Raw genomic sequence first — 17,171 nt, 5'->3', positions numbered from 1 at the left:
ACGCTTTCGTTTAAACTTGCCATAATTTTTGCCCAGGCCGGAGTCGTTATGCGTTACCTCGTTCGCTTGCTGGAGCTGCTGTTGCTGGTGCTGCTGGTGGCGGTAACCGTGCAGAACAGTGCCATCGTCGAGTTCAAGCTGTTTTTTGGACACAGCTGGAATGCGCCGCTGATCCTGCTGTTGCTGGTGTTTTTTGTCGCCGGCGTGCTGATCGCGATGCTGGCCACCTTTACCTATTCCCTGCGTGTCCGTCGCGAGCTGTCGCAGCTCAAGAAGGAATTGCGCTCCAGACAAGCCAGCAGCCGGGTCACCAAGGACCCGAGCGACGCGCTGGCTGACTGATTTGCATCTGCCGTTTGCCGGCATTCCCGTACCGAGGTTGGATTTTGGATATTGATCTGTGGTGGCTGTTGCTGTTCCCGGCGTTTTTCGGTCTGGGCTGGCTGGCCGCGCGCGTCGACATGCGCGCCGTACTGAAACAGGCGCGCGAAGTGCCGGCCGGTTTTTACAAGGGGCTGGACGCGCTGGTCGATGACAAGACCGACGTCGCCGCCCGCTCGCTGGCCGAAGTGGCGCGCGCCCATCCGCACGCGCTGGAAGTGCAGCTGAGTCTGGGCAAGCTGTACCGCCGCCGCGGCGAGAACGACCGTGCCATCCGCCTGCACCAGCAGGTGCTGGAGCTGCCCGACCTCAGCAACGAGCAAAAGGCACTGGTGCGCTTCGAGCTGTCGCAGGACTTTCACAAGGCCGGGCTGGTCGATCGCGCCGAGGAAATCCTGGTCAAGCTGCTGCCCAGCCAGACCATGGGCCGCGCCGCGCGCGAACAGCTGCTGAGCATCTACCAGCAGGACCGCGACTGGGAGAAGGCGGTCGCCACCGCGCGCGAGCTGCGCAGCGACGCCCACTCTTTCCAGCACGAAGTGGCGCAGTTTTTCTGCGAACTGGCGCAGGGTGCGCTCTACCAGTCCGACTACGACAAGGCACGCCGCTACGTGCAGGAAGCGTTTGCGGCCAACCGCAAGTGCGTGCGCGCCAGCATTTTGCTCGGTGACATCGAGGTCGCCACCGGCCAGCCGGAAGCCGCCATCGCCGCGTGGCAGGCGGTCGAGAAGCAGAACTACGAGTACCTGGCGATGGTCGCCGAGCGCCTGTTCGACGCCTACGAGTCGCTGGGCAAGGCCGCAGAAGGCATTGCGCTGTTGCGTGGCTACCAGCGCACCTTTTCGCAGCTGGAGCTGACCGATCTGCTGTACCAGAAGGTGGCCACCTACGAAGGTGAGGCCAAGGCCTTGGAGGCGGTGCGCGAGGCGGTTCATGCGCGGCCGAACTTGCTGGGCGTCTACCGCCTGGTGGAAGCGCAGATGGACGAGCTGAGTCCGGAAGGGCGCATGGACGCGGAAGTGGCGCGCGCGCTGATCATGAAGCACGCGCAGCGCCTGACCGTGCACCGCTGCAAACGCTGCAATTTCCGCTCGCGGGCCTTCTTCTGGCACTGCCCGGCCTGCGGCGAGTGGGAGAGCTTCACCCCCAACCGCTCGGAAACCCATTGATTTCAAGCATTGAAGACTGGAACAACATGAATCCCTTGATGGCGCCCGGCCTTGCGGCCAACGTTACCTCGCCGGTGCTGGTGGCACTGGATTTTGCCACCGCCGATGCCGCGCTGGCCTTTGCCTCCCGTCTTGACCCGTTGCAGTGCCGGCTGAAAGTCGGCAAGGAGCTGTTTACCGCCGCTGGCCCGCAGCTGCTGGAGCAGTTGCAGGCGCGCGGCTTCCAGGTATTCCTGGACCTGAAATTCCACGACATCCCCAATACCGTGGCGCACGCCTGCAAGATGGCGGCCGAGGCCGGGGTGTGGATGGTCAACGTGCACGCCTCCGGCGGTCGCCGCATGATGACCGCCGCCGCCGAGGCACTGGCACAGTACAGCCAGCGCCCGCTGCTGATCGCGGTCACGGTCTTGACCAGCATGGAGGCCAGCGACCTGGCCGAGATCGGCATCACCGCATCGCCGCAGGAGCAGGTGCTGCGCCTCGCGCGCCTGACGCGCGACAGCGGTCTGGACGGCGTGGTGTGCTCGGCGCAGGAAGCGTCGCTGCTGAAAGCCGAACTGGGCCAGGACTTCAAGCTGGTGACGCCGGGCATCCGTCTTGCCGACAGCGTCGCCGACGACCAGCGCCGGGTGATGACGCCGGTGGCCGCGCTGCAGGCCGGCGCCGACTACCTGGTGATCGGCCGTCCGATCACCCAGGCCGCCGATCCGCTGGCCGCGCTGACGGCAATCAATGCCGACATTCAATCCTATCTGGCGACAAAAGCATGAAAATCACCGTAATCGGATCGGGTTATGTCGGCCTGGTCACCGGCACCTGCCTCGCCGAAGTGGGCAACCACGTACTGTGCCTGGACGTGGATCCGGCCAAGATCGCCATGCTGCAGGCTGGCGGCATCCCGATCTACGAACCGGGGCTGGAGGAGATGGTCAAGCGCAACGTCGCTGCCGGTCGCCTCAGCTTTACCACCGACGTGGCCGAGTCGGTCGCGTTCGGCGACATCCAGTTCATCGCCGTCGGCACGCCGCCGGACGAGGACGGCTCCGCCGACCTGCAGTACGTGCTGGCCGCCGCGCGCAATATCGGCCAGCACATGGATGGCTACAAGGTCATCGTCGACAAGTCGACGGTGCCGGTCGGCACCGCCGACAAGGTCAACGCCGCGATCGCGGCAACGTTGGCCGCACGCGGCGTCAGCCTCGACTACAGCGTGGTGTCCAATCCGGAATTCCTGAAAGAGGGCGCCGCGATCGAGGACTTCATGAAGCCGGACCGCATCGTGGTCGGCGCCGGGGACGAGCGTGCCATCGACATGATGCGCCGCCTGTACGCACCGTTCCAGCGCAGCCACGAGCGCATCCTGTTCATGGACGTGCGCTCCGCCGAGCTGACCAAGTACGCGGCCAACGCGATGCTGGCGACCCGCATCTCGTTCATGAACGAGCTGGCCAACCTCGCGGAAACGCTGGGTGCCGACATCGAGCTGGTGCGCAAGGGGATCGGCTCCGATCCGCGCATCGGCTACCACTTCCTGTATCCGGGTACCGGCTACGGCGGCTCGTGCTTCCCGAAAGACGTGAAGGCGCTGGTGGCCACCGGCCGTGACAACGGCCACGCGATGCGCGTGCTGACCGCGGTGGAAGCGGCCAACGACGCGCAGAAGCTGCGGCTGGTGGAAAAGGTGGTCGCCAAGTTCGGCGCCGATCTGACAGGCCGCCGCTTCGCGCTGTGGGGGCTCGCGTTCAAGCCCAACACCGACGACATGCGCGAGGCGCCGAGCCGGGTGATCGTCGACGAGCTGACCCGTCGTGGCGCACAGGTGCTGGCCTTCGATCCGGTGGCGATGCACGAGGCGTCGCGCACCATGGCCGGCATCGCCGGTTTCGCCTTTGCCGACGACATGATGAGCCCGCTGGACGGCGCCGATGCGCTGCTGATCGCCACCGAGTGGAAGGCATTCCGCAGCCCGGACTTTGGCGAACTGAAACGCCTGCTGCTGCAGCCGCTGATTTTCGACGGCCGCAATATGTACGATCCGGCCTGGCTGCGCGCGCAAGGCTTCGAATACCACGCCATCGGCCGTTGAGGTGAGCATGAACCTGTTGAACAAGCTGGGCCTCGTGCCCGCAACGTTGGCCGCACAGCTGGCCACAGCCAAGGTGCTGGTGGTCGGCGACGTGATGCTGGACCGCTACTGGTTCGGCGATGTGAGCCGTATTTCGCCGGAGGCGCCGGTACCGGTGGCCAAGATCAGCCGCATGGAAGAACGTGCCGGCGGCGCGGCCAACGTGGCGCGCAATATCGCCAGCCTCGGCGGTCAGGCCACCATCCTGTCTGTGGTCGGCGACGACGAGGCCGCGACCGCGCTGGAGCGGCTGCTGGCCGCCGACGGCATCCGCGCCTCGCTCAAACGCGACCCGGACATTGCCACCACTGTGAAACTGCGCGTCGTGGCGCGTCAGCAGCAGCTGATCCGCCTCGATTTCGAGGACGCACCCAGCCACGAGATCCTGGCCGACAAGCTGGATGAGTACGCCGCCATCGTCGCCGCACACGATGTGGTGATCCTGTCCGACTACGGCAAGGGCGGCCTGACCCACGTCGCGCGCATGATCGAACTGGCGCGGGCGGCCGGCAAGCCGGTGCTGATCGACCCGAAAGGCGACGACTACAGCAAGTACGCCGGCGCCACGCTGCTGACGCCCAACCGCAGCGAATTCAAGCAGGTCGCCGGCAGCTGGCAGAACGAGGCGCAGCTCAGCGCCAAGGCCGAAGCCTTGCGTGGCGAGCTGAATCTCGACGCCTTGCTGGTGACGCGCAGCGAGGAGGGCATGACGCTGTACCGTGCCGGTGGCGCGGTGCACGAGCCGACGCTGGCGCAGGAGGTGTACGACGTGTCCGGTGCCGGCGATACCGTGATCGGCACCCTGGGCCTGATGTTGGCTGCAGGTCTGGAGCTGCCGCTGGCGATGCGCCTGGCCAATGCCGCCGCCGGTATCGTGGTGGCCAAGCTGGGCACCGCGGTGTGTCACCAGCGCGAACTGTTTGCACTGTAATGTGAAGCGAGGCGGCGATGACGGACTGGGCGACGCAGGTAGTACGGTTCTGGTTTGACGGCACGGACGCGGCGCAGCTGGGCACGAGCCGCAGCGCCTGGTTCCGCAAGGATGCCGCCTTCGACGACGCCATCCGCCAGCGTTTCCTGCCGCTATGGCAGCGCGTCGCCGCCGGCGAGTTGCTGCCGGACCCGACCGATGCGCACGCGGTGCTGGCGTGGCTGATCGTGGCCGACCAGTTCTCGCGCAACCTGTTCCGCGGTGAGGCGCAGGCGTTTGCGCTGGATGCGGCGGCGCGGACGGTGGCGAAGGCGGCGCTGGCCAGCGGCCTGGAGCAACAACTGCTGCCGGTGGCGCGCTGGTTCTTCTACCTGCCGCTGGAGCACAGTGAAGCGCTGGCCGACCAGGACGAATCCGTCCGCCGCTTCGAGAGCCTGCCGCCGGACAGCCCGGAACGCGCCGGTGTCATCGACTACGCCGAAAAGCATCGGGTCATCATCGCCCGCTTTGGCCGTTTTCCCCACCGCAATGCCGCGCTGGGACGCCCCTCTACCGCGGACGAGCTGCAGTTTCTGGCCCAGCCGGGCAGCTCGTTCTGACTTCCTAAAGGAAATGCTATGACCATCGTGGTGACCGGCGCTGCCGGCTTTATCGGCTCCAACATCGTCAAGGCGCTCAACGCCCGCGGCGAAACCGACATCATCGCCGTCGACAACCTCACCCGTGGCGACAAGTTCGTCAACCTGGTGGATTGCGAGATCAGCGACTACCTGGACAAGCAGGACTTCATCAGCCTGATCGGCAGCGGCGACTTCGACGGCGAGATCCGCGCCATCCTGCATCAGGGCGCCTGCTCGGACACCATGAACCACGACGGCAAGTACATGATGGAGAACAACTACCAGTACACGCTGGAGCTGTTCGAATTCTGCCAGGCCGAGGAAATCCCCTTCCTGTACGCGTCCAGCGCCGCCACCTACGGCAAGGGCAGCGTGTTCAAGGAAGAGCGCCAGCACGAAGGCCCGCTCAACGTCTACGGCTACTCCAAGTTCCTGTTCGACCAGGTGCTTCGTCGCCGCATGAAGGAAGGCCTGACCGCGCAGGTGGCCGGCTTCCGCTACTTCAACGTTTACGGCCCGCAGGAGCAGCACAAGGGCCGCATGGCCTCGGTGGCCTTCCATAACTTCAACCAGTACCGCGAAACCGGCAAGGTCAAGCTGTTCGGCGGCTACGATGGCTACGCCGACGGCACCCAGAGCCGTGACTTCGTGTCGGTGGAGGACGTGGTCAAGGTGAACCTGTACTTCCTCGACAACCCGGACCAGTCCGGTATCTTCAACCTCGGCTCCGGCCGTGCACAGCCGTTCAACGACGTGGCGGTCGCCACCGTCAACGCCTGCCGCCGTCACGAAGGGCTGCCTGCGCTGACGCTGGCCGAACTGGTCGAGCAGGGAATCCTGGAGTACATCGACTTCCCAGACGCGCTGAAGGGCAAGTACCAGAGCTTCACCCGTGCCGATATCGGCAAGCTGCGCGAAGCAGGCTACGACGCGCCGATGCTGACCGTGGAGCAGGGCGTCGACCGTTACGTGGACTGGCTGATCGCGCGCCAGGGCTGAGTCCCGCGCCTTGCCATCCGCAAGCCCCGTCCCCGGACGGGGCTTTGTCTTTGCCTCGTGGGGCGTGGCCGAGTGGCGGCTGCGACATCCGGTTATATCCAAGGCATGCAAAATTCCAAAGGCCGTTGTGCTGTCAAGTTGTTGATTTTGATGGATTTGTTTTGCCATGCGGCGGCGGGTCTGGCCGCGGGGCGGCGACAGCGGGATGCAAGCCGGTATAATGCGGCGCACTAGGAGACACCAATGACCCTGCCCGTATTCAAACATCTCGAAGATTTCGTCGGTAACACCCCGCTGGTGCGCCTCAAGCGCCTGCCGGGCAACAGCAGCAACGTGGTGCTGGTCAAGCTGGAGGGCAACAACCCGGCCGGCTCGGTGAAGGACAGGCCGGCGCTGTCGATGATTCGCCACGCCGAGGCGCGCGGCGAGATCAAGCCTGGCGACACACTGATCGAGCCGACCAGCGGCAACACCGGCATCGCGCTGTCGATGGCCGCAACCATGATGGGCTACAAGATGATCCTGGTGATGCCGGAGAACTCCAGCCAGGAACGCATCGACACCATGCGCGCCTACGGCGCCGAGGTGATCCTGACGCCGAAGGCGGCGTCGATGCCCGGCGCCATCGACGAGGCGCGCCGGCTGGAGGCCGCCGGGGTTGGTCGCATCCTCGACCAGTTCGGTAATCCCGATAACCCGCTGGCGCATATAGAGGGCACCGGTCCGGAGATCTGGCGCGATACCGCCGGCACGGTCACCCACTTCGTGTCCAGCATGGGCACCACCGGCACCATCATGGGCACCAGCGCCTACCTGAAACAGCAGAATCCTGCCATCCAGATCATCGGCGTGCAGCCGCAGCCCGGCAGCCAGATCCCCGGCATCCGCAAGTGGGAAGACGAATACCTGCCCAAAATCTGCGACTTCACGCGCATCGACGAGCTGCTGCTGGTCGACCAGCAGACGGCGGAAGACACCGCCCGCCGGCTGGCGCGCGAGGAAGGCATCCTGGCCGGTCCGTCGTCCGGCGGCGCGCTGGCGGTGGCGCTGCGCCTGAACGAGCAGCTGGAGAACGCGGTGATCGTGTCCATCGTTTGCGACCGCGGCGACCGCTACCTGTCCACCGGCCTGTTTTCCTGAGTCAACGTTGGCCGCACGCTGCGGCCAACCCCGAACCGAAGCGATTATGTCCCAACACGTTTTTTCGCCGCCGAGCGACGGCTCGATGAGCCCCAAGACCTGGTACCAGGCGGCCAGCCAGCAGCCGGGTTTTATCCACGACGCGGCTCAGGCCGCCGCCATCGAGCGGCTGGACGAACTGTGGCAGACGCTGGTGGAGTTCAAGGACAAGCGCAACCGCTTCCTCGGTCGCAGCCTGCGCAAGCCGGAAGTGCCGCGCGGCCTGTATTTCTGGGGCGGCGTCGGCCGCGGCAAGAGCTTCCTGATGGACGCCTTCTTCGGCTGCGTGCCCTACCAGCGCAAGCGCCGCGTGCACTTCCACCACTTCATGGCGGAAATCCACAAGCAGCTGCGCACGGTATCGAACGAGGCTGACCCGCTGAAAACGGTGGCGGCGCGCATCGCCCGCGACGTGCGCCTGCTGTGTTTCGACGAGTTTCACGTCAGCGACATCGCCGACGCGATGATCCTCGGCCGCCTGTTCGCCGCCCTGTTCGAGCAGGGCATCATCTGCGTGATGACCTCTAACTACCCCCCGGAAAACCTGTATCCGAACGGCCTGATGCGCAGCAACTTCCTGCCCACCATCGCGCTGCTGCAGCAGCATCTGGAGGTATTGAATGTCGACGGCGGCAACGACTACCGCCTGCGCGAGTTGACGCGCGAGCCGTTGTTCTATGTGCCGGCCGATGCCGACGCCGAAGCGAAGATGCAGGACATGTTCGAGCGTCTGGCCGGCGCCTCCGGCGAGCTGGAACATTCGCTGACGGTGCTGGGGCGCGACATCCCGCTCAAGCGTCACGCGCCGGGGGTGATCTGGTTCGATTTCCGCGCCATCTGCGACGGCCCGCGCGCGCAGACCGACTATCTGGAGATCGCCAGCGAGTACCACACCGTGTTCGTGTCCGGCATTCCGCAGCTGGCGGTGCGTGACGCGTCGATGGCGCGGCGCTTCACCTGGCTGGTGGACGTGTTTTACGATCATCGCGTCAAGCTGGTGGCGTCCAGTGCGGTGGCGCCGGAGCTGATCTATACCGAGGGGCCGCAGGCCAGCGAGTTTTTCCGCACCGCCAGCCGCCTGACCGAGATGCAGTCGCGCACTTATCTGGAGCTGCCGCACCTGGTGGGCGACTTCAGGATCGCCGACGGTATTACCGAGACCTGAGCCGTATCTGGCTCCGGATATGAAAAAGGTTGGCCGCAATATTGCGGCCAACCTTTTTGCGTTGCGGGACGGTGTTTAGCGCTGGCCGGCCGGAATCAGCAGCGGCTGGTAGCCCAGGGTGCGCAGGCGCTGCATCGACTCTTCCGCCTCGGCGCGGGTGCGGAACGGCCCGAGCTGGACGCGGGTTTCGGTGCGCGCGGTAATGCCGTGTTTTTTCAGGTCGCTGACCAGCCGTTCGGCATTGTCCGGACTGGAGAACAGGCCCAGTTGCACCTGGTAGCCGAAAGAGCTGCCTTGCGGCGCGATGCCGGGTGCAGTCAGGCGTGGCGCCGTGGCCGGTTTTTCGGCCAGTGGCACGCGGATGGCGGGTGCGGGAGCCGGTGTCGCCGTGATGGCCGGGGCCGGCACGGCGCTGTCACGGCGTGGTGGCTCGCTGCGCGGTGCGACGCTGGTGACGCTCTTGCCGTTCCCGGCTGGCGGTGCCGTATTGGCGGCGATGGCCGGCGGGCGCGCTTGCTGCGTTTCGAGCTGTGGCGTCTGGATCTGCGGCGGGGTGAGAGTGGTGACACCTGCCGGGCTGCCGGGTGCCGGTGCCAGCGGCGAATGGCCGGCCGGCGCACTGGCGCTGGGGGCACTGGCCTCCAGCGGTGCGCTGCTGTCGATGGCGCTGAGGCTCAGCGAGGCGCTGTCGCTGCTGTCTTTCTGGATGATGCGGCCGGAGCTGATCGGGGTGCTGGCCGGGGTCGGCGGGGTTGCCGGCGTATTGAAACTGTCGATGATGGGAATCGCCGCCAGCGCGATCAGAACTAGGCCACTGGCAATCGCAATCCGTTTCTTGATCTGGGGCGACAGCCCGCCGTCGCCGTCGGGGGGGCGCTGTTGTGGCGTTGGATTCATCTCGGTTTACATTCTGTGCAGCAAACGCTGGTGAACACTGGTAAAATACCGGGTTCCTCAAAATTGGGTAACCCGTCAAGCTTGAAAACAGCTTGGCAAGTGTAACCATTTCGCTTGTAAACAGGGAGAATTTATATGGCAATCGAACGTACGCTGTCCATCATCAAACCGGACGCAGTCGCCAAGAACGTTATCGGCAAGATCTACGACCGCTTCGAGTCCGCCGGCCTGAAAGTCGTGGCCGCCAAGCTGAAGCAACTGTCCCGCGCCGAAGCCGAAGGCTTCTACGCCGTGCACAAAGAGCGTCCTTTCTTCAACGACCTGGTGAGCTTCATGATCTCCGGTCCGGTGATGATCCAGGCGCTGGAAGGCGAAAACGCCGTCCTGAAAAACCGCGAACTGATGGGTGCGACCGATCCGAAGAAAGCCGAAGCCGGTACCATCCGCGCCGATTTCGCTGATTCCATCGACGCCAACGCCGTTCACGGCTCCGACAGCCTCGAAAACGCCGCGATCGAAGTAGCCTACTTCTTCGCCGCTACCGAGATCTGCGCACGCTAAGTTGTACCCGGCGGCTGCCTGTGGCGGCCGCCATTTCCAGAGATTGACATGAAGACCAACCTGCTCGACTTCAACCTTCCCCAGCTCACCGACCACTTTGCCGCGATGGGCGAAAAGCCGTTCCGCGCCAAGCAGATCATGCGCTGGATGCACCAGATGGGCGAAGCCGACTTCGACGCCATGACCGATATCGCCAAGAGCCTGCGTGCCAAGCTGCACGACACGGCCATTGTCGGTGTGCCGGACCTGATGGTGTCGCAGGAATCGGAAGATGGTACCCGCAAGTGGCTGCTGGACGTCGGCACCGGCAACGGCGTCGAAACCGTGTTCATCCCCGAGGATGACCGCGGCACCTTGTGCATATCATCTCAGGTCGGCTGTGCGCTGGAGTGCACCTTCTGCTCCACCGGCCGCCAGGGCTTCAACCGCAACCTCAGCACCGCCGAGATCATCGGCCAGCTGTGGTGGGCGAACAAGGCCATGGGGGTGACCCCGAAGAACGAGCGCGTCGTCTCCAATGTGGTGATGATGGGCATGGGTGAGCCGCTGGCCAACTTCGACAACGTGGTGTCGGCGCTGCAGATCATGCTCGACGACCACGGTTACGGCCTGAGCCGCCGCCGCGTGACGGTGTCCACCTCCGGCATGGTGCCGCAGATGGATCGTCTGAAAGAGGCGTGTCCGGTGGCGCTGGCGGTGAGCCTGCACGCGTCCAACGACCGCATCCGCGACGAGATCGTGCCGTTGAACAAGAAGTACCCGCTGAAAGAGCTGATGGCGGCCTGCCAGCGCTATCTGGTGAAGGCGCCGCGCGACTTCATCACCTTCGAGTATGTGATGCTTGACGGGGTCAACGACAGACCGGAACATGCGCGGGAGCTGATCGCGCTGGTGCGCGACGTGCCGTGCAAGTTCAACCTGATTCCGTTCAACCCGTTCCCGAATTCCGGCTACGAGCGTTCCAGCAACAACGCGATCCGCAATTTCCGCGAAATCCTGCAGGAAGCCGGCTTCATCGTCACCGTGCGCAAGACGCGTGGCGACGATATCGACGCCGCCTGCGGCCAGCTGGCCGGCCAGGTGCAGGACAAGACCCGGCGCCAGGAAAAGTGGATACGCATTGCCGAGGAAAAAGACCAATGAAGCCAGCCCGTGTCGTCGTCCTGTTGGCCGCCCTGCTGGCCAGTACGCTGACATTCGCCGACGGCGCCACCCCGCGCGAGCTGGCACAGACACGGGCCCTGTTGGCAATCGAGTACATGAAGATCGGCAACATGCGCGTGGCGCTGGAAAATGCCGATCAGTCCATCAAGTTTGATCCTACCTTTCAGGCCGGCTACCTCGCCCGCGCCCTGATCTACATGCAGCTGGGGGTCGATGCCGAGGCGGAGGCCGCCTTCAACCGCGCGCTGAAGCTGGATGCGGCCAACCCCGAGGTCAACAATAATTTCGGCTGGTATCTGTGCAGCCGCGGCCGTTACGAAGAGGCGATCGCGCGCTTCGATCGCGCGCTGGCCGATCCGCTGTACCAGTCGCCGCAATCGGCGATGGTGAACAAGGCGGCCTGCCTGGTGCGCATGGACCAGCGCCCGCTGGCCAACCAGTGGCTGCTGGCCGCGCTGCGCCGCGCGCCGAATGACCCGTCCGCATTGCGCGAGCTGCTGAACTTGTCTTTGTTGGATAAAAATGTCACGCTGGCGACCTTTTATTACGAACGCCTGAAATTTGACGAGCGTCGCATGTCGCCGGCGGAATTGATGATGGGCATTCGTCTGGCACGTTTGAAACAGGATCAGGCGATGGAGACGCGCCTGGCCGATTATCTGAAAACGCGTTTTCCCGATACCGGGGAAGCCCAGATGTTGCTTAGCGGAAACTGAAAAGCATGGAAGCGGATAACCCACAACAAGACAGCACTGCCGTGGCCATCGGGCGTGAGCTGCGCGCCGCCCGTGAGGGCAGGGGGCTGAGCATCGGCGAAGTGGCCGACCGCCTGAAATTGTCGGTCAAGCAGCTGAACGCCATCGAGAGCGGCGATTTCGCCAGCCTGCCGGGGGCGACCTTTGCCCGTGGTTTTGTACGCAGCTATGCGCGTTATATGGAAATCGATGCCGACGCGCTGGTGGCTCGCCTCGACCAGTGTGTGCCGCTGGATGCACCGGCCGCCGGCCTGGTACCGCTGGACGAACCGGCGGCGCGAAAGACCTCGCTGGCCTTGCCCCTGTCGCTGGGCGCGCTGCTGGTGATTGCCGGCGGCTGGTTCCTGCTGCCGGGCAGTGCCGAGCCGGAAGTGCAGTCCTCGGTGCCGCTGGCCCTGGTGCCGACCGTGGCCGATCCCGATGCCAGTGCCTTGCAGCCGACTACTTCCGATGTGGTCGCGGTCGCGCCGCCGCTAGTGACGGCGTCGGCGCCGCAGGCGGTTGCACCAGTGGTCGCAGCACCGGTGACGGCGCCCGCCGCCGCCGCCGCGTCGGCAGCAAGTGCCGCCGCACCGGTTACCGGGCAGGGCCGTATCGAATTGCGCGTGCGGCAAGAGGCCTGGGTGTCGATCACCGATGCCGATGGCAAAAAACTGGTGTACGCCACGCTGGCCGCCAACGACCGCCGCCAGCTGCAGGGCCGACCGCCGTTCCGCGTGGTGATCGGCAATGCCGCCAACGCCGAACTGGCCTATAACGGCCAGCCGGTCGATCTGGCCGGCAAGATTCGCGGGACTACCGCCAAACTGGAACTGAATTAACACGCAGATGGACGCAACGATCAAACGTCGTCAAACCCGGCAGGTGGCCATCGGCCACGTGATGGTGGGTTCCGAGCACCCGGTGGTGGTGCAGTCGATGACCAATACCGATACCGCCGATGCCGCCGCCACCGTGCAGCAGGTACAGGAACTGGCGCTGGCCGGCTCCGAGGTGGTACGCATTACCGTCAACAGTCCCGAGGCTGCCGCCCGCGTGGCCGAAATCCGCCAGCGCCTGGACGACCTCGGTTGCGACGTGCCGCTGGTCGGCGACTTCCATTTCAACGGCGACCGTCTGCTGAAAGACTACCCGGACTGCGCGCGAGCGCTGGCCAAGTACCGTATCAACCCCGGCAACGTCGGCAAGGGCGCCAAGGGCGACGACAAGTTCGCGTTCATGATCCGCACCGCCATCGAGTACGACAAGCCGGTGCGTATCGGCGTCAACTGGGGCAGCCTGGACCAGGCGTTGCTGGCGCGCATGCTGGATGCCAATAATCATGCGGCCACCCCCAAGGCGCTGGACGTGGTGATGCGCGAGGCGCTGATCGTCTCCGCGCTGGAATCGGCCGACAAGGCGATGGAGCTCGGCCTGCCGGCCGACCACATCCTGCTGTCGTGCAAGGTCAGCAATGTGCAGGACCTGATTACCGTGTACCGCGACCTGGGCAGCCGCTGCGATTTCCCGCTGCACCTGGGCCTGACCGAGGCCGGCATGGGCAGCAAGGGCATCGTTGCCTCCAGCGCCGCGCTGGCGATCCTGCTGCAGGAAGGCATCGGCGATACCATCCGTATCTCGCTGACCCCGCAGCCGGGCGAGGCGCGCACCAGGGAAGTGGTGGTGGCGCAGGAGCTGCTGCAGACCATGGGCCTGCGCTCGTTCACGCCGCTGGTCACCGCCTGTCCCGGCTGCGGCCGTACCACCAGTACCTTCTTCCAGGAGCTGGCGGACAGCATCCAGACCTATCTGCGCGAGCAGATGCCGATCTGGCGTCTGCAGTATCCGGGGGTGGAGGACATGAAGGTGGCGGTGATGGGCTGTGTGGTCAACGGCCCGGGTGAGTCCAAGCTCGCCGACATCGGCATCAGCCTGCCGGGCACCGGCGAAGTGCCGGTGGCACCGGTCTACGTCGACGGCCACAAGGATGTGACGCTGAAGGGCGACAATATCGCCACCGAATTCAAGACCATCGTCGACAACTACGTGCAGACCCGCTACGGCGAGGGTGGGGCCAAGCGCCGCGAAGTGGTGGCGCGCACCATCCCGATCAAGTCCGTATAGGGCTTGCGGCCAACCTTTAAGAATCGAATCCACAGAATTCCGGAAGAACAATCGTAATGGCTCAAAAGTTGCAAGCGATTCGCGGCATGAATGATGTGCTGCCGGCCGAGTCGCACCAGTGGGAATATTTTGAAAACACGCTGCGTGGCTGGCTGGCCGACTATGGCTACCAGAACATCCGCACCCCGATCGTGGAGCCGACACCGCTGTTCGTGCGCTCCATCGGCGAAGTGACCGACATCGTCGAGAAGGAAATGTACTCCTTCGAAGACAAACTCAATGGTGACCCGCTGACCCTGCGCCCGGAAGGCACTGCCGGCACCCTGCGCGCGGTGGTAGAACACAACCTGCTGTACAACACCACGCAAAAGCTGTGGTACATGGGCCCGATGTACCGCCACGAGCGTCCGCAGAAGGGCCGCTATCGCCAGTTCCACCAGATCGGTGTCGAGGCGCTGGGCATGAACGGCCCGGACATCGACGCCGAGATCATCGCGATGACCGCCGATCTGTGGCACCGCCTGGGTCTGGCCGACAGCGTGCAGCTGGAAATCAACACCCTGGGCAACAAGGAAGAACGCGCCGCGCATCGCGAGGCGCTGATCGCCTACCTGGAACAGCACGTCGACATTCTGGACGAGGACGGCAAGCGCCGCCTGTACAGCAACCCGCTGCGGGTGCTGGACACCAAGAATCCGGCACTGCAGGAAATGGCCAACGCCGCGCCACGGCTGAGCGACTACCTCGGCGACGCCTCGCGCGCGCACTACGAGGGCTGGAAGGCGCTGATCGACGCGCTGGGCATTCGTTACGTGGAAAACCCGCGCCTGGTGCGTGGCCTCGACTACTACAACCAGTCGGTGTTCGAGTGGGTGACCACCGAGCTGGGCGCGCAGGGTACCGTGTGTGCCGGCGGCCGCTACGACGGCCTGATTGAGCAGCTGGGCGGCAAACCGGCGCCGGGCATCGGTTTCGGCATGGGCATGGAGCGCGTGCTGCTGCTGCTGGCCGAGAAGGGTCTGCTGCCGGCGCGTCGCAGTGTCGACGTGTTCATCGTCAACCAGGGGCAGGGCGCCACCGCCTACGCCATGCAGCTGGCGCAGTTGCTGCGTGTGGCAGGTCACAGCGTGATCCAGCACATGGGCGAAGCCAGTTTCAAGTCGCAAATGAAAAAGGCTGATGGCAGCGGTGCCGCGGTGGCGCTGATCATCGGTGAAAACGAAGTGGCGAATGCGCAGGTGGTGGTCAAGCCACTGCGTGCCGACGCCGCGCAGGAAACCCTTGCCGTGGCCGATGTGGCTGCGGCGGTTTCCCGCTTCAAGTCTTGACGAGGGGGATGCATGGCTTTCGATTTGCAGGAACAGGAACAGATTGACTCGATCAAGGCCTTCTGGGCACAGTGGGGCAAGCTGTTGTCCGCCGTCGTGCTGGCTGCGTTGCTGTCCTATCTGGGGTACAAGGGCTGGCAGATGTACCGCGCGGCGGAAAGCGCCAAGGCGGCCACCATCTATGCACAGCTGGAACAGCAGATCCAGGCCGGCAGCCTCGACAAGGCCAAGGCGACCGCTGCCGTGCTGCAAAGCGCGCATCCCGGCTCTGCCTATGCCGCCAATGCGGCGCTGGTGGCCGCCAAGGCCGCTTTCGACAAGGGTGATCTCGCCTTTGCCCGTGCGCAGCTGAAGTGGCTGCTGGCCAGTGGCAATCAGGATGCCTCGCTGCAGGCGGTCGCCCGCCTGCGTCTGGCGACGGTACTGCTCGACGAGAAACAGTACGATGCAGCCTTGGCCGAACTGGCGCAGGCGCATCCGGCCAGCTTCGACACGCTGTTCCTTGACCTGAAAGGCGATGTGCTGGTGGCGCGTGGCGACATGTCCGGTGCCCGCGACAGCTACAAGGCCGCCCTGGCCAAAGCCGCGCCGGATGCAACTTTGCGCGACTTTATCCAGACCAAGCTCGACTCCCTGGGAAATTGATCATGAAGCGACGTCTCATTTGTGCCGCCCTTGTCTTGCCGTTGTTGGGGGGCTGCGCCAGCTGGTTTGAAGGCTCCGCCGGTTTCGAGCCGACGCCGTTGCAGCCGCTTGCGCAGCAAAGCGCGCTGAAAGTGCAGTGGCAGGCCAGCGTGCCGGCGGCGAAGGGTGGTCTGTTCACGCCATTCTACGATCAGGGCCTGCTGTGGGTCGCCGGTGGTGATGGCAAGGTCAGCGCCATCAATGTGCTGAACGGCAGCGAGAGCCGCTGGTTCGACTTCGAACAGAAACTCAGCGCTGGTGTCGCCATCGCCGACAAGCTGATTTTTGCCGGTAACGAGGAGGGCAAACTGATTGCGGCCAACCTTGAGACCGGGAAGGTGGTATGGGAGCAGACGCTGACCAGCGTGCTGGCCGAGCCGCCGCAGGTTGGCGGCAAGGCCGTGGTGACGCGCAGCAACGACGGTCGCATCAGCGCCTTCGACATCCAGAGCGGCCGCCAGCTGTGGACCGAATGGCAACCATTGCCGGCGCTGACCGTCAAACAGACCACACCGCAGCTGAAGGTGGAAGGTGACGACGTGCTGCTGGTCGGCTCCGCCTCCGGCAAGCTGGCGGTGTATGCGCTGGAACAGGGGCGCATGCTGTGGGAAGCGGTAGTCGCTTCGCCGCGTGGCGCCAGTGAACTGGAACGGGTGACGGACGTGGTCAGTCAGCCGGTTTTTGATGGCCGCCGCGTTTGCGCCGTGGCCTATCAGGGGCGCATCGGCTGCTTCGAGGCGCGTGGCGGCGAGCAGGCATGGGCACGTGAGCTGGCCAGCAGCCGCGGCCTGTCGATGGATGCCAAGGGGGTGTACTCCACTGCCGATGACGGCTCGATCTGGGCGTTCGACCCGGATACCGGCCGCAACCTGTGGAAGCAGGATGCACTGCGTTATCGCAACGTGACCGCCCCGGTCAAGCTGGGTAACAACTTACTGGCAGTAGATGGCGAGGGCTATGCACATTTGCTCTCGCCTGTTGATGGACAAATCGTTGGCCGCAGCCAGCTGAAGGTGGAAGGAACCATTGCACGCCCGCTCGTGCTCGGCAATATTGCCTACGTTCTTGATACCAACGGCACCTTGTCGGCGGTCACACTCTAAAAGC

The 17,171-nt window shown here is 64.6% G+C and carries 18 protein-coding genes; 17 read left to right on the top strand and 1 reads right to left on the bottom strand.

What is annotated here, in order from left to right:
* Window positions 1-48: 48 nt before the first annotated feature.
* The 9 genes from PQU96_RS08815 to zapE all read left to right on the top strand — a co-directional run bounded on the left by PQU96_RS08815 (window position 49) and on the right by zapE (window position 8,572).
* Window positions 49-342 carry a LapA family protein gene (locus PQU96_RS08815; RefSeq protein WP_272771943.1) on the top strand — a complete coding sequence of 98 codons (294 nt, stop codon included), beginning with the start codon at window positions 49-51 and terminating at the stop codon, window positions 340-342.
* A gap of 44 nt (window positions 343-386) precedes the next feature.
* Window positions 387-1,550, top strand: a complete 1,164-nt coding sequence (gene lapB, locus PQU96_RS08810) for a lipopolysaccharide assembly protein LapB (RefSeq protein ID WP_272771942.1) — start codon at window positions 387-389, stop codon at window positions 1,548-1,550.
* Between the two features lie 26 nt (window positions 1,551-1,576).
* Complete coding sequence (gene pyrF, locus PQU96_RS08805; protein ID WP_272771941.1) at window positions 1,577-2,323, top strand: orotidine-5'-phosphate decarboxylase; 747 nt, start codon at window positions 1,577-1,579, stop codon at window positions 2,321-2,323.
* Window positions 2,320-3,639, top strand: coding sequence for a UDP-glucose dehydrogenase family protein (locus PQU96_RS08800; RefSeq protein ID WP_272771940.1), 1,320 nt, complete (start codon window positions 2,320-2,322; stop codon window positions 3,637-3,639). Before pyrF ends, PQU96_RS08800 begins: the two co-directional genes overlap by 4 nt.
* A gap of 7 nt (window positions 3,640-3,646) precedes the next feature.
* Window positions 3,647-4,609 (top strand): D-glycero-beta-D-manno-heptose-7-phosphate kinase, encoded by a 963-nt coding sequence (gene rfaE1, locus PQU96_RS08795; RefSeq protein ID WP_272771939.1) that lies wholly within the window; start codon window positions 3,647-3,649, stop codon window positions 4,607-4,609.
* Window positions 4,610-4,626: 17 nt separating this feature from the next.
* On the top strand, window positions 4,627-5,208 hold the full coding sequence (locus PQU96_RS08790) for a DUF924 family protein (protein WP_272771938.1): 582 nt from the start codon (window positions 4,627-4,629) through the stop codon (window positions 5,206-5,208).
* Between the two features lie 18 nt (window positions 5,209-5,226).
* Entirely contained in the window at window positions 5,227-6,228 is a 1,002-nt protein-coding gene (gene rfaD, locus PQU96_RS08785; RefSeq protein WP_272771937.1) for an ADP-glyceromanno-heptose 6-epimerase, read from the top strand.
* A 243-nt stretch (window positions 6,229-6,471) separates the two neighbouring features.
* A complete protein-coding gene (cysM, locus tag PQU96_RS08780) occupies window positions 6,472-7,368 on the top strand; it encodes a cysteine synthase CysM (RefSeq protein ID WP_272771936.1) in 897 nt (298 codons plus the stop codon).
* A 46-nt stretch (window positions 7,369-7,414) separates the two neighbouring features.
* Entirely contained in the window at window positions 7,415-8,572 is a 1,158-nt protein-coding gene (zapE, locus tag PQU96_RS08775; RefSeq protein ID WP_272771935.1) for a cell division protein ZapE, read from the top strand.
* Window positions 8,573-8,647: 75 nt separating this feature from the next.
* Here the strand turns inward: zapE and PQU96_RS08770 are convergent, their stop codons facing one another.
* Entirely contained in the window at window positions 8,648-9,469 is an 822-nt protein-coding gene (locus PQU96_RS08770; protein ID WP_272771933.1) for an SPOR domain-containing protein, read from the bottom strand.
* Between the two features lie 135 nt (window positions 9,470-9,604).
* On the opposite strand from PQU96_RS08770, the gene ndk reads away from it, so the two are divergent.
* From ndk to bamB, 8 genes are read left to right on the top strand one after another with little or no spacing between them, the layout of a single operon-like run.
* Window positions 9,605-10,030, top strand: a complete 426-nt coding sequence (gene ndk, locus PQU96_RS08765; protein WP_047966118.1) for a nucleoside-diphosphate kinase — start codon at window positions 9,605-9,607, stop codon at window positions 10,028-10,030.
* Between the two features lie 48 nt (window positions 10,031-10,078).
* The gene (gene rlmN / locus PQU96_RS08760) at window positions 10,079-11,173 is read left to right on the top strand and encodes a dual-specificity RNA methyltransferase RlmN (RefSeq protein WP_272771932.1); all 1,095 of its coding nucleotides are present in this window, start codon (window positions 10,079-10,081) and stop codon (window positions 11,171-11,173) included.
* A complete protein-coding gene (gene pilW, locus PQU96_RS08755) occupies window positions 11,140-11,910 on the top strand; it encodes a type IV pilus biogenesis/stability protein PilW (RefSeq protein ID WP_272771930.1) in 771 nt (256 codons plus the stop codon). The genes rlmN and pilW overlap by 34 nt, the downstream gene beginning before the upstream one ends.
* A gap of 5 nt (window positions 11,911-11,915) precedes the next feature.
* Complete coding sequence (locus tag PQU96_RS08750; RefSeq protein ID WP_272771929.1) at window positions 11,916-12,770, top strand: helix-turn-helix domain-containing protein; 855 nt, start codon at window positions 11,916-11,918, stop codon at window positions 12,768-12,770.
* A gap of 7 nt (window positions 12,771-12,777) precedes the next feature.
* Window positions 12,778-14,052 (top strand): flavodoxin-dependent (E)-4-hydroxy-3-methylbut-2-enyl-diphosphate synthase, encoded by a 1,275-nt coding sequence (gene ispG, locus PQU96_RS08745; RefSeq protein ID WP_272771928.1) that lies wholly within the window; start codon window positions 12,778-12,780, stop codon window positions 14,050-14,052.
* A 56-nt stretch (window positions 14,053-14,108) separates the two neighbouring features.
* Window positions 14,109-15,380, top strand: a complete 1,272-nt coding sequence (gene hisS / locus PQU96_RS08740; protein WP_272771927.1) for a histidine--tRNA ligase — start codon at window positions 14,109-14,111, stop codon at window positions 15,378-15,380.
* A 12-nt stretch (window positions 15,381-15,392) separates the two neighbouring features.
* The gene (locus PQU96_RS08735) at window positions 15,393-16,025 is read left to right on the top strand and encodes a YfgM family protein (protein WP_272771925.1); all 633 of its coding nucleotides are present in this window, start codon (window positions 15,393-15,395) and stop codon (window positions 16,023-16,025) included.
* Window positions 16,026-16,027: 2 nt separating this feature from the next.
* Window positions 16,028-17,167, top strand: coding sequence for an outer membrane protein assembly factor BamB (gene bamB, locus PQU96_RS08730; protein WP_272771924.1), 1,140 nt, complete (start codon window positions 16,028-16,030; stop codon window positions 17,165-17,167).
* Window positions 17,168-17,171 lie beyond the last annotated feature (4 nt).

Origin of the sequence: Vogesella margarita, from assembly GCF_028548475.1 — a bacterium.
GTDB lineage: Bacteria > Pseudomonadota > Gammaproteobacteria > Burkholderiales > Chromobacteriaceae > Vogesella > Vogesella margarita.
This window is presented reverse-complemented; position numbering and strand designations above follow the sequence as displayed.